Below are 12,349 nucleotides of genomic sequence, written 5' to 3'. Positions count from 1 at the left end.
TAAGGCGCTATCAAAAGGATTTTAAACCGATCTGCAACCTTATGTTCTGGTGGTCGATTTGGATTTCTTGTGCAATGTTATCATTAATTCCCGAGAAACGAAAAACCACTTTTTCCCTTGTGTTTCCCGTTCGCGTTATTTGAACGAGTTTTCCGTTTTCAAAAGTGTAATAATGGAATTTTCCCAACAGTTTGGCTTGCCGTATCGTTGTCGTTCCGTTGGTAAAGCCTTTGGTGGCCATTAGGTTTTCCTTGATCAAGGCCGTAAAGTCCCTTTGGAGTGTTTTTACGATTATTTTACGGTCCAGATCGGCCAGTATGCGGTTTACTTTAAACTGTTCTCCCGTCAGGGTAAAGTCAAATATCGTATTTCCCATTTCCGTTGTGAAAACGATACGATGTTGTTCCTCGGCCGTTTTTTTGATGATCAGGATGCCGCCCAAGGTCTTGTCATATATCGTAATCTTCGATTTGTAGACATAATCTTTTGTAGCGTCGGAAAAAAAAGGATTGACCAGGGTCTCTTTTGATAGTGCGTTAGCGGAAAATCCTTGTTTTTTAGGATAGGGGGCACAGCTGACCAGCAATAGAAAAATACTACTGAGCAAAAACCGCATCGGGTAGGGATTGGTTTTGTTTTCGGTCGCTAAAAACGATAAGGGTATAGTCGTCCGAAGGTTCTATCATTTTTACTTTATCGACCTCTCCTTGCATATTGAAGGTGATATGAAATGCCTTGATAAAATCCGCGAACTGTTCATCTTTTGGGAAAAAATGTACAAGGCTCCCTTTTTCTTGTTTAAAATAGGAAATATCGAAGGCATTCTCATCGAACATATCCCCTCGGATGCTGGCGGTAATCAAAGTGTTCAACTGTTTGAACACCTTACTGCTGCTGAGGTCCATGTCGCTTTTTTGCCCTGCATCGTCGATGTATAACTTTTGATCTTTAAAAAGTACCGAGTATGCAAAGGGTTCGGTGTATTCCCACTTTACCAGATCGGGGGCCTTGAAGGCCATTTTTCCCTTGGATTCGATGTCGTTGGTCAAAAAATCCAAATGTTTGTATTGGGTAAAGCTACTGCTGATGGTGCGGGTCGCATTGGCCTGCGTTTTTACCAGCGTACGAAGGGCTTTGGCCTCAGTACCGCTCATAGCGGTCTGTGCCGTTAACGAAACCGAAAAAAACAAGAGGACGAACAGTGGCATCAGGGAATTCCGTTTCGTACCAAAGGAGAAGCTTATCAGGTTATTTGGCATATGCGTTGCGCTGTAACAACCGGTCCACCGGAACCGATCGTAGGTTGTTTTCCTGTAAAAATAACAATAACTGTTCCAAAACCGCTACGCTTTTCTCACTGGTATCATGTAACAAGATCACGTCCCCTTTTGAAGTTTTGGAGGTAATTCGTTTCAACACCATGGAAGCCGGCCGGGGTGTGGTGTCCAGCGAACGTACGTTCCATCCGATCACATGCAGTCCCAATTGTGCGACGGCCTTTTCGATCTGTGGGTTGGTCACAGCAAAACAGGGCCGATACAGGCGCATTTTTAATCCGGTAATCTTTTCGATAAGGTCGTTGGTCTTGCGAAGCTCGTCCATCACCTGTTGTGTGCCAAGAAACCCGAACGACCTGGCATGGCTATAGGTATGGTTGCCCAGGGTATGGCCCTTGGCCACGATTTCTTTTAGCAACTGCGGGTGCGCCTTTGCCTGCTTGCCGATACAAAAAAAAGTAGCCTTCGCATTATAGGCATCCAAGAGCTGTAGCACTTTTGGGGTAATGTCCACATTCGGACCGTCATCGAAAGTAATGGAAACCCAATTGTCCTGAATTTTTTTATTGGAATGGATGGCTTTCAAGTGATAGTTCCATCGGATCAGAAAAGAACCCAATAAGGTGATCCAGAACCATATAAAGAGTACTGCGCCCGACCACCACCACGAGGTATGAAAAAAAAAGCCGGCAATAGCGGTGAGGGCCAAAAAAAGAACCCCTGCTTTATTTATGAAACGGCGCTTTAGCATTGTCGTAGCACCACCAAACTGTGGTTTTCTCCCCTGTATTGGTTATAAAGCAATATGGTTTTGGGTTTTTTTACTGGAGCTCGGTTCAATTGAACGACAGTAGGAACCGTTCCCGTTCTTAACATTTTAGCGGCCAACCAAAACCCAAAGGCGCTAGCGGTATCGAACTCACCGGAAAGATGTTTGTAATACGCCTGCGGATGTTCGTTGAAAATTCCCTTGGTCAGCACCGCATAGTAATGGTCATAGGCAACATCCCCATTGTTCCCCAATACCACCAGGTCGATACTTTCCGGGGTTTCGCCATGTTCCTCCAAAAAGGCAAGCACCGTTTCCTCCAGTTTTTCTTCCGCTAAGGTGTTGTAGGTACGCACGCCCACCAATTCGGCATAAGCCGAAGGTGTTTTTTTATGGCCAAGGGTAAAAAAATGGGCTCCCTCGCCCATAACACAACCCGGGGTGTTCGACCGTAATAGCGCATCCGAGGCGACCGGGTTTTGCTTTACGTGCCCGATCAGGCGGTGCGTGTTTACATGGTGTGCGACCACCTCGTCTACGCCCCCGACCAAAATGTGGTCAGCCTCTTCGGCGCCCAGTTGCATTTGTGCATCGATCAACGTGGATTCAAAAGAGATCGCCGAATGCACATAGGTATAATTATAGCCTTTACAGCTCAAGCCGATAGCGATCTGCCCGGAAACCGTATTGTGCGAGGACTGGATAAAGCGTGTCGGGGTTAAAAATTGTTCCTTGTTATCGATAATGGCGCTCACAAATTTTTCGGAATCCCCGATGCAACCCAGTCCGGTACCGACGATGATGGCGTCTACCTTGGTCAATCCGGCATCGTCCAATGCCGTTTTTGAGCTTACCGTACTCATTTTTATGCCTTTGGCCATTCGCCGAGCGGCAGCCCTAGGGATGTAAGCCTTATAGTCGGGGTCCAGTACCGTTATCGTAGTGTCGGAGTAGGCCCGAACCTCCTCCAAAAAAGTTTCGTTATCATAGGTTTTTTGTGCGGAAACCGAACCGATACCCGTTATGTATACCGGTTTCATCATGCCTCTTTTGAAAATAATAGGGTGGTACAATTGCCGCCAAAACCAAAAGAGTTGGACAATACCGTATGCAGTTCCTTTGTTTTTAGGGTGGTTTGTGGTCGTAGTTCAAATTCCGACATGGGCGTTTCAAAGTTGAGGTTGGGGAAAACGGTATTGTTTTGGAGCGCCAGTATGCTATACACGGCCTCTACCGCTCCCGCCGTGGCCAAGGTATGGCCCGTAAAAGCTTTGGTGGAACTGAAGTCGGGCACCTTGTTTTCAAATACCCGTAACATGGCCCGTCCTTCGGAAAGGTCGTTGTTGGGCGTTGCGGTACCGTGGGCGTTCACATAATCGATCTCGGTAGCTGCGATTCCGGCAACCTGTAGCGCTTTTTCCATGGCCAAAACCGCTCCATCACCGTTTTCCGAGGAGGCGGTTTGGTGAAAGGCATCATTGGCATTTCCGTAGCCTTTTACATAGCCTAACACCGCTTTCTGCGTTTTTTTCACCACCTTATCCGACTCCAATACCAAATAGGCTGCCGCCTCACCGAGGTTGAGCCCTTTACGCTGATCATCAAAAGGGGTGTTGCAGGTGTCCGATAAGATCATCAAGGTTTTGAAACCGTTTATGGTAAACTTGGAAAGGGAATCCGTTCCGCCCACGATTACCCGGTCCAATCGGCCCGATCTTATCATGCGCGCACCCAATAGTATGGCGTTTGCGGCAGAGGAGCACGCGGTACTGATCGTGGTGGCAAAACTCGCTTCCAGACCCAAGCTTTGGGCAATTTTTTTAGTGGAGTCCCCGGCATGCAGGCCGTTGATATGGTGCCATTCGTTATCGTTTTCAAAGTAATCGTAAAAATGTTGTTCCGATTTGTCCATGCCCCCCACGGTAGTGCCGGAAATCAACCCTGTCCGGTATTCCTGCAGGTCCGCAATATTGGCATGGGCTACTGCTTCTTTTGCGGCAATGGCACCGATCAATGCACTGCGGGACCACGAATTTTCGGGAAGGCCCAGCTGCTTTTCCAATTCGGAATTGGTGGCGCGGATCTCGCCTACCATAATATCGTTTTTATGGATGGTATCGATTTTGGTAATTCGGGAGATGCCCGGGCTGGCGGTCGAAAGGGAACGGTAGTTTTCGGCAACATTGTTGCCTATGGCCGATAGTATGCCCATACCCGTAATTGCTACTCCTTTGCCCATGCTGTTTTCCGCTAAACGGTTACCGCCTGCTAAAATACGAATATCCCAAGTTTAACCGGGTTTAAATGGAAGTTTTGATTACCGACTTTAGCGGATTCTTGACCTTAAAAAAGGGGTGTTTACTGAAAGAAAATGGTACCTAAGCTTTTTTATGGGCTTCGATATAGGCGGCCATGGTCGCTACCGATTCAAAGATGTCCCTGCCTTGTTTGGGGTCGGCCAACTTAATGCCATAGTCCTTGTCCAACATTACGATAAGTTCCAATGCATCGATAGAATCTAGGCCCAGACCGTCACCAAAAAGCGGATCGGTATCCCCTATTTCATCGATGGCGACATCTTCCAAGTTCAGTTGCTCGATGATTTTTTCTTTTAGTTCTAATTTCAAATCGCTCATGGAGTCTGGTATAGCTGGTTTATTCTCTTTTTCGAATGGGTAAAAATACCATTCTTTGCCACAACGTACAAAAAGGCCCCGTACTTTTCGTTGTCGTTGTCCACCCAGCCACAAAGTACTTTTTCGGCACTGTTGCCGTTCAGGAGACCGGTCGCATAGTCGTACAGTATATCGGCATTAAAGGTGTCAAAGACAAAAAAGCTATTTTCCGAAAACAAACGGTGTTTGATACTGATCTCGCCCAAGCAGATATTGGGAAGGGTATACACAAAAACCGCGGGACTGGGATAAAACTGTTCTGGATCTTCGATGCTTTTTTGATGTTTTCGGTCCGTATCCAAACTGGAAGCCCTGTTGGATAGTACCAAAGCGATGTTCTTTTCGGGTTCGGATCTTAAAAGGGGTTCCGAGGCAATCATGGCCAATTTGCTCAGCGTATCCATTTTAAAGAACTTGGAATGGTCCATATCCAGTTGCCGATAGGCCGTTTTTGAAAAGGTCTTCCAATCGGAGGCAGCGCTTTCGAAAATCGTTTTGCCGTTCAGCAGTACACTTCCGTTGCGTACATGACAATAGCTTTGTATGTGATGGGAAGCGTGCATCATCGATCTGCTTTTTGAAAAACGGCTGCCGTATTGCACCCACCAAAACCGGAGGCAGTCTTTAAAAAAGTGCGCATCGGTCTTTTGACCGTTTCTGTTATAATGTGCAATGGTTGGCTTACTCCAAGTTCCTGAAACCCCTTGGAAGCGAACAGGGTATTTTGTGCGAGGGCATGCATGCCTACTATGGTTTCCAATAGGCCCGAAGCACCAAGCGTATGCCCAAAATAGCCTTTTAAGCTGTTTAAAGGGGTCTCGCCCAAGGCCGCTCGGTTAAAGGCGATCGCCTCCATTTCGTCATTGAAAGGGGTAGCGGTACCATGGGCCGAAATGCTATCGATTTCCTCGGGTCGTAGACCGCTTTGGTCCAATGCCGAACGAATACTCCTATACAGTCCTTCCCCGGTCCGTGAAGGTCCCGAAATATGGTTGGCGTCGTTGCAAGAAGCCTCGCCCAAAACGGTTACCGCTTCCTCCGTTAGTAGCGCGGTGTCCTTGGTGACCAGTACACTGGCACCCACCTCCCCAATATTGATACCGGTACGGTGCTGGTCATAGGGCCGGCACGGGGCATTGCTCAGTGCCTGAAAGGCGTGAAAACCGGAAAGGATAAATTTGGTTACCAGATCTCCACCGGCCACCACCACATGGTCATAGGTGCCCTGCAAGATCAATCGTTTGGCGACCGCTATGGCCAATACTCCGGAAACGCAGGCGTTGGAAAGTACGATCGCGTCGTTCTGGAAACCAAAAAAAGTTTTGATTTTGTACCCTAATGCGCCAAGATATGCCCGTTTTTCCGAAAAGGGGTTTTGGGGTTCCAAGACGTCGATATTGCCCTTGGTCGTAGAAATGATCAGTCCTACTTTTTGGGTTATGGGTAGCTGTGCGGCGTGTAACGTTTTAGAAATGGAAAGAAGCAATAACTGCTCCAGTCGCGTATGGTCCTCTTTCGTACGCAATCCTTCAAAAGCATCGTTCAATATACCGGCATCCGGTCGGGAGGTACAAATGGGTACGGGCAAAATGTTGTTGTCCGAAACGACCTTTAGCGCCGTTTTTTCGGCGCGGATGTTTTCCACGGCCACGGCGGAATCCAAACCATAACCGGAAACGATGTTGTTGTGCGAAAGGTATATCGCGCTCATACCGTTAGCCCCATTTTTAGTTTCCAATCCTTAAAAAAATCAGGGGCTGTAAGCGAAAGCTCCCCACCGAGCGCAACAAACACCTGTACCGTTTTTCCTGTGCAGACCACCTGTCCCTTTGGGTTATAGATTTCGTATTTGAAGATCATTTTGGCCGCTGCGGAATCTACATAGGTCGTTTTGATCGTGGCCACATCCCCGTAGGTCAGCGGAAGTTTGTGTTCGCATTGTGAGGATACGATGGGCGTAGCGAAGTTGTGCGCTTTTTGGTCGAGATAAGAAATACCGTGATGCCGCCCAAAGGATTCCCTACCGTCCTCAAAATACTGAATGTAATTGCCGTGCCATACGATTCCCAAAGGATCTGTTTCTGCAAAGCGTACCCGTACCTCACTGGTGTGGCTGATTTCTTTGGCGGTGTTAGATGGCATTTTTTTTGGCATTGTAAAGTAAGGCAATTAGGGTGGTTATGATAAAAAAGAGGCTCAATGCACCAATCTCCGGAAGTAGTTGTGCTATTCCCACGTTCCGCAAAAATACATCATAAAAGGCATTGAGTCCCCAATTCATTGGCGATACCTTTGAGAGGGTCTGCATAAACCCCGGCATGGCGAATACGGGCACCCATACCCCACCGATAGCGGCAAGGATTACTACAAAGGTAGCGGCAAAAGGGGCCGATTGTTCTTGGGTACGGGCGATGGTCCCTACCAAAATACCGAGCCCCACTGCGGCCAAACCGGCAAAAAAGGCAACTAGGAACAGCAAGGGCAATTTGCCCTTGATCTCGAGCGGGGACAGGTTTAGGAGTGGAAAAAGATACATGCCCACTAAAAGCATCAGGGCAAATTGTACCATGGCCACGGCGATAAAAACAAGGGCCTTTCCCGCCAGTACGATCGAATAGGGAACCGGTTGTGTTCGAAGCCGTACGAAGGTGCCCTGATTTTTTTCGTTCACCATATTGGTACCCAGGGGTAAAATGATAAAGAAAATAGCAAAAAGCGTCCATGCCGGGATGTTGTGCTGGGTAGCATTGGGAACCGCCATTTGTTGCTCGCCGTCCGGGGATGCCTCGGTGAAGGTTATAAAATGGTCGGTATCGAAAAGCGCGTCCGACGGGTTTTCGGTAAGCTGTTCCTGAAAGGCTCGGTATACGGCCTCACTTTCCAGCTTGGCCACCATTTGATCGATATTGGTACGTACCGATGTTTTAAAGGCCTGTTGGGTAGCGGGATCAAAATACAAGCGAATTTCCTTGGGGGGCAACACATTTTTTTGCAAACTATCGGCGCTTTCCCCGTCCGCAAAGCGAGAAAGGATACGGTCTACATTCCCGTTTACCCTTTGGGCCAAACTTTCGGAAAGGTTTTCCGGAATAACAATGGCCAATTGAAACGTTCCCTGTTGTACCAGCTTTTGAGCGGCTTTCTCGTTCGGTGAGGGCACTACTTCGAACATTGCGGCGCTATTGAGGTTGTGTTGTATGTTTTGGGAAACGGTACCCTGATCGTTGTCCACCACCAATAGGGGTATTTTAACCGGTTCCAAGGTTTTGAACGTACTGTCCTGTATGAGGGTTACGGTAACGACCAGTAATAAAGGCATCAAAAATAGTACGGCCAGGCCGCCCAAATCCCGTGTCAGTAAAAGCAATTCCTTGTATGTGGCCGCTAAAAGTTTATGCATGGTCCCTTAGGGCCTTGCCCGTTTTTATTAAAAAAACATCCTCCAAATGGCGGGCGTTCGCTTCTTCGGAAACCAGTGTTTTTGGAGCGCCTTTGCAAATAATGGTCCCCCTATCGATTATGGCCACTTCGGTGCAAAACTCCTCCGCTTCGTTGAGGTGGTGCGAGGTGTATACGATAGTGGTTCCCGCTTGTTGCAGTTGTTTTAACTGTTCCAAGATCACCGATCTCGACTGTACGTCGACCCCCACCGTAGGTTCGTCCAAAAAAAGGACTTTAGGCCGGTGCAAGATTCCCGCAATAAGGTTGAGGCGCCTTTTCATGCCCCCTGAAAAGGTTTTGGTCTTTTTGTGCGCAAAATCGGTGAGGCCCATACCTACCAACTGTTGTTCGATGTTGGTTTGCAACGGCTTTCCCTTAAGGCCGTACATGCTACCAAAATACCGAAGGTTCTCCATTGCCGTTAGGGTGGGGTATAGGGCGTATTCCTGTGGTACGATCCCGATGAGCCGTTGCAATTGCCTTTTTTGTGCCGTATAGTCCAGCCCGGCGATGCGAAAACTGCCGGATGTCGGTTTTAACAGGGAACAGAGCATGGAGATCAAGGTGGTTTTTCCGGCACCGTTGGGTCCCAACAATCCAAATATTTCCCCTTCGCCGATGGTCAGCGATAATTGGCGCACCGAATAGTCGGTAGCGCCCTTATATTTTTTGGAAAGTTCGGATATTTGGATCATTCCTTCCATTTCACCGCCTGTGGTTAGATCGTTTTTTTCAATTGGGCAAAAAATGCGGCCTCGCGATCGCCGATGGCCTCTAGTTGGTCCGCTACCTTGGTATAGCCATCGCTTTCGACACTTCGGTTTTTGTACAAACGAGAGGCGTCAAGGGCAAAATCGCGCCATTGATCTCCGATTTCGGTCATCTGTTGCGATAGTTCCGCCAAGCTCGGGTTGTTGAGCACGGTACTGGCCTCTTGTAAAAAAGCGGCATAGATATAGCGAAAACCGCCTCCCCCGGTACCGATCTCTTCTTGCATGCGAACGATTTGCCCCAGATAGTGGTTGGTTTTTTTGCTTCCATGCTTCTTGGGCCATTTGCGGATCATTTTCGCAACGGTCTTTACTCCTTTTGCCCCGACAATGGGTACCGGGGCAAGCATTTCTCGACAAGTATGTCGGATCCCCTTTTTTATCGCTTTTTCCAGTTCCAAGGTTTTGGGAAAGGCCACGGGGTAATACATATGGCCTTTGGGTGCAAAAGGGCCTTTTGCATAACGTACTTTTTCCAATTCTTCCGCGGTCAAGGTAGTGGTGTGCTGCATTACGGGATCGCTGATCAGATAGGTGTCGTCGTCCTTGCCATAGACCACTAAATTGTGGGCATTGAAATGAAAACGGTATTCGTCGGGAAAGTAGGTGAGATTGTAAACCCCCACTTGTAACCCTACCGGATTGTCCTTGGCCAGGTTTTGGTCCAATCGGTCCTTTGCCCTTTTGGGATCTTTGAACTTTTCCCTTTTGATGGTAATGCCCACCCTTTTGGCAAAGCGTTTAAAGATAAAACCGGCCATGGCACGGTAGGTGATCAAAGGGGCATAATTGATCTTTACAAAGGGAATATAACAAAAAAGAAGCCCTGATCCGATACCGAACACCATGGGTTCGCTAACTTGAAACCCGTGGTATTCCATAAGATTGGAGATGACCCCATTTTCACAATGCGCCGATTGCCGGTGCTTGAAATCTATTTTCATGGATCAGTGTTCTATATGCTGTAATTGTGCCACGGTAATATCGAAAACAGCGGCATATTTTTGAAGTGTCCTTTGACTGAGCCTTTTGAATACGGAAGGTTTAAAATGGCGTTTTACCCGCCATTGCCACATGCCCACATAACTGGCAAGTATGGGGAGTTCCATTTTACATACCTCCATATAGTATTCGATAGGGCTTGTGTGTCCGCTCAACACACGTTGTTTGGCGTCGGCCACCCGTTCTTCGATTACTTTTAGGGCATTGTCGAGCGCAATGGTCTTTACGTCCCAACCAGAGCTTAGGGCCGTGGTATAGTTTCCTTCCTCGTCCACCGCATAACACAGTTCCTTGCCGTGTTCTTCCTTTAAAAAACTTTCGTCCTGCGGTACTTCATCTTTTTTCATGGTAGTTCGGTGTTAACGGTGGATGCCATGCACCAAAAAGTTGAACGTACAAGCTACGATTAATTCTTCTTTTCTGAAAGTCTCCGAGGCGATGGTACACAGGCTAAAATGCTCCTCGTCGTACCGGGACAGCAAATTGCCTTTGGTGCGGAGGCGTTCCCCTACTTTCGGCAGGCTGAACACTGCTACTTTTTTGATGGCGCTGATGTACGCAATGGCTTCGCCGATCTGCCGGTCTTGTTCCAGATCGAAGGCGTAGCTCTGGGCTACAATGGCCGCGCTGCTTTGTGCGGCATTTTCAATAAGGCCGGTTTCCGAGAGGTATCGGTCCTTTACAAAAATACAGTCCGCTTCAATATCGAAACAGGTTTCTACCGAATTGGCATCCAGGTAGGGCATGCAGGTGGTCATCAGCATCGGCTTCCGATGCGGCAGGTATTTGGTAATGTCTATGTCGCGTCGTGCCTGATCCACTTAACTTGCCAATGCTGTTTTCATTTCACTTTGTGCCAGCAGTTCGTTTTCGCACATGATTTTGGCCGCTACCAGGGTAATGCCCATAATATCATGTAAAATTTCCACTGTCGTAAACATTTCGGAACCTACTTTTGGCAGGGTGAATATCGTTGCCTTTTTAATGGCCCCTATGTAGCCCACAGGTGCTTCTTTTTGTTCCAAATAATACCGATAGCCGGTATGCAGTGCTACGGTCTGTGCCATATTCTCGATAAGGCCCGGTGCGGAAAGCTTGTTGTCGATACTAAAAAGGTTGGTGTCCAAAACGGTGAAACCCGATGTCAGGTCGGTTTCCGAAAAATGATAGAGCGTATCCACCATTACGAACGGCGCTTTTTGGGGAATCAAGCTCCTTAAAAAATCCCCTTCGGCAATAGGTGTGGTCGGTAGCTGCATTTAGTGTACCGTTAAATAGGTGTGTACATAGGAGAACCTACTGCTCTCCGGCACAAAGAGCAGAATGCGATCGCCTTTTTTTAAGGTGCCGGAATTCATAAGTTCCTCTAGCATGATGTAAATGGATGCCGCACCGACATTTCCTACGCTTTCCAAGTTAAGGAACCATTTTTCAAAAGGGATGGTGATGCCATTTTTCTCCAAGGTTTCGTAAAACCCTTCCTGAAAAAAGTAAGAGGAAATATGGGGCAGAAAGTAATCGACATCATCGGCCGTAATGCCGTGTTTGGACAACGCCTTTTGTAAACTGTCCACCGCTTTGATCAAAATGTGTTCACCGAGCAGTTTTACATCTTGTTTTATGGCGAACACGGACTTTTGGTTCCATTCTGTCCCTTTGTAGTCGGACCATGGTTTTAGGGTGCCGTCTTCCAGTTTTTCACCACCGGCGTACATACAGGTCTCCATTTCATGGGCATAGGAAAACCCTTCTATCCACTCGATTTTCAGAGCGGTATCTCCCGAAGGGCCGTCTTGTAGCAGCATTGCCCCGGCACCATCGGAAAGCATCCATCGTAAAAAGTCTTTTTCGAACGCTACAATGGGGTTGTTTTCCAGGGTTTCCAAATGGGCCGCCTCTTCTTCGAAAATTGCTGCCTTGGTCAAGGCGGAAGCTCTTTCGGAACCCGTACAGACCGCGTATTGTACTTGACCGGAACGAATGGCCATAAAGGCGTATTTCATAGCGTTCATTCCCGAACAACAGACGCCCGAGGCCGAATTGATCTCCATATTGCCGTTCTTTAACAGCCCGTGCACCATAGCGGCATGCGAAGGCAGCAAATGGTCGGGTGTAGAGGTGCCACAGGACAAAAGTTGTACCTGTGAAAGCAAAAAGGAGTCGTCCGCGAGTTTTTGGATGGCCCGTTCCGTAAGTTCGGCATTGTTGTGCGTTACCGTGCCATTTTCGTCTATGGCATAATAACGGGTCTTGATTTTATTGCTACGCAATACAATATTTTTGGCCCTCGACGGTTTTCCGTTAATCATACCGAGTCGGTCCTCGATCTCTTCGTTTTTAACCGGGGCGTTCGGTAAAAACGTGGCCATTTTGGTGATATATACGTCTTTCATTTGGCTTCGACTGAATTGGATA

General features: G+C 47.8%; 16 protein-coding genes. All 16 read right to left on the bottom strand.

Going from position 1 to position 12,349, the window contains the following annotated elements:
- Positions 1-10: 10 nt before the first annotated feature.
- The 16 genes from ACRD7P_RS14700 to ACRD7P_RS14625 all read right to left on the bottom strand — a co-directional run bounded on the left by ACRD7P_RS14700 (position 11) and on the right by ACRD7P_RS14625 (position 12,327).
- Positions 11-616, bottom strand: coding sequence for a hypothetical protein (locus tag ACRD7P_RS14700; protein ID WP_430908394.1), 606 nt, complete (start codon positions 614-616; stop codon positions 11-13).
- Positions 597-1,259 carry a LolA family protein gene (locus ACRD7P_RS14695; protein ID WP_430908393.1) on the bottom strand — a complete coding sequence of 221 codons (663 nt, stop codon included), beginning with the start codon at positions 1,257-1,259 and terminating at the stop codon, positions 597-599. Before ACRD7P_RS14695 ends, ACRD7P_RS14700 begins: the two co-directional genes overlap by 20 nt.
- The gene (locus ACRD7P_RS14690; protein ID WP_430908392.1) at positions 1,249-1,986 is read right to left on the bottom strand and encodes a polysaccharide deacetylase family protein; all 738 of its coding nucleotides are present in this window, start codon (positions 1,984-1,986) and stop codon (positions 1,249-1,251) included. The genes ACRD7P_RS14695 and ACRD7P_RS14690 overlap by 11 nt, the downstream gene beginning before the upstream one ends.
- Before the next feature lie 35 nt (positions 1,987-2,021).
- Positions 2,022-3,086 carry a beta-ketoacyl synthase N-terminal-like domain-containing protein gene (locus ACRD7P_RS14685; protein ID WP_430908391.1) on the bottom strand — a complete coding sequence of 355 codons (1,065 nt, stop codon included), beginning with the start codon at positions 3,084-3,086 and terminating at the stop codon, positions 2,022-2,024.
- Positions 3,086-4,285, bottom strand: coding sequence for a beta-ketoacyl-[acyl-carrier-protein] synthase family protein (locus ACRD7P_RS14680; RefSeq protein WP_430908390.1), 1,200 nt, complete (start codon positions 4,283-4,285; stop codon positions 3,086-3,088). Before ACRD7P_RS14680 ends, ACRD7P_RS14685 begins: the two co-directional genes overlap by 1 nt.
- 139 nt (positions 4,286-4,424) lie before the next feature.
- On the bottom strand, positions 4,425-4,682 hold the full coding sequence (locus ACRD7P_RS14675; protein WP_430908389.1) for a phosphopantetheine-binding protein: 258 nt from the start codon (positions 4,680-4,682) through the stop codon (positions 4,425-4,427).
- The gene (locus ACRD7P_RS14670) at positions 4,679-5,287 is read right to left on the bottom strand and encodes a 3-oxoacyl-ACP synthase (protein WP_430908388.1); all 609 of its coding nucleotides are present in this window, start codon (positions 5,285-5,287) and stop codon (positions 4,679-4,681) included. Before ACRD7P_RS14670 ends, ACRD7P_RS14675 begins: the two co-directional genes overlap by 4 nt.
- Complete coding sequence (locus tag ACRD7P_RS14665) at positions 5,284-6,432, bottom strand: beta-ketoacyl-[acyl-carrier-protein] synthase family protein (RefSeq protein WP_430908387.1); 1,149 nt, start codon at positions 6,430-6,432, stop codon at positions 5,284-5,286. Before ACRD7P_RS14665 ends, ACRD7P_RS14670 begins: the two co-directional genes overlap by 4 nt.
- The gene (locus ACRD7P_RS14660; protein WP_430908386.1) at positions 6,429-6,863 is read right to left on the bottom strand and encodes an acyl-CoA thioesterase; all 435 of its coding nucleotides are present in this window, start codon (positions 6,861-6,863) and stop codon (positions 6,429-6,431) included. Before ACRD7P_RS14660 ends, ACRD7P_RS14665 begins: the two co-directional genes overlap by 4 nt.
- Positions 6,853-8,121 carry an ABC transporter permease gene (locus ACRD7P_RS14655; RefSeq protein ID WP_430908385.1) on the bottom strand — a complete coding sequence of 423 codons (1,269 nt, stop codon included), beginning with the start codon at positions 8,119-8,121 and terminating at the stop codon, positions 6,853-6,855. Before ACRD7P_RS14655 ends, ACRD7P_RS14660 begins: the two co-directional genes overlap by 11 nt.
- Complete coding sequence (locus ACRD7P_RS14650; RefSeq protein WP_430908384.1) at positions 8,114-8,857, bottom strand: ABC transporter ATP-binding protein; 744 nt, start codon at positions 8,855-8,857, stop codon at positions 8,114-8,116. Before ACRD7P_RS14650 ends, ACRD7P_RS14655 begins: the two co-directional genes overlap by 8 nt.
- A gap of 23 nt (positions 8,858-8,880) precedes the next feature.
- Positions 8,881-9,876, bottom strand: coding sequence for a BtrH N-terminal domain-containing protein (locus ACRD7P_RS14645; protein WP_430908383.1), 996 nt, complete (start codon positions 9,874-9,876; stop codon positions 8,881-8,883).
- Positions 9,877-9,879: 3 nt separating this feature from the next.
- Positions 9,880-10,281, bottom strand: a complete 402-nt coding sequence (locus tag ACRD7P_RS14640) for a hypothetical protein (RefSeq protein ID WP_430908382.1) — start codon at positions 10,279-10,281, stop codon at positions 9,880-9,882.
- A 12-nt stretch (positions 10,282-10,293) separates the two neighbouring features.
- A complete protein-coding gene (locus ACRD7P_RS14635; RefSeq protein WP_430908381.1) occupies positions 10,294-10,755 on the bottom strand; it encodes an ABC transporter permease in 462 nt (153 codons plus the stop codon).
- Positions 10,756-11,193 carry a hypothetical protein gene (locus ACRD7P_RS14630; protein WP_430908380.1) on the bottom strand — a complete coding sequence of 146 codons (438 nt, stop codon included), beginning with the start codon at positions 11,191-11,193 and terminating at the stop codon, positions 10,756-10,758.
- Positions 11,194-12,327 (bottom strand): beta-ketoacyl-ACP synthase III, encoded by a 1,134-nt coding sequence (locus ACRD7P_RS14625; protein WP_430908379.1) that lies wholly within the window; start codon positions 12,325-12,327, stop codon positions 11,194-11,196.
- Positions 12,328-12,349 lie beyond the last annotated feature (22 nt).

It is taken from the genome of Maribacter sp. 2-571, assembly GCF_050589625.1.
Lineage (GTDB): Bacteria > Bacteroidota > Bacteroidia > Flavobacteriales > Flavobacteriaceae > Pelagihabitans.
This window is presented reverse-complemented; position numbering and strand designations above follow the sequence as displayed.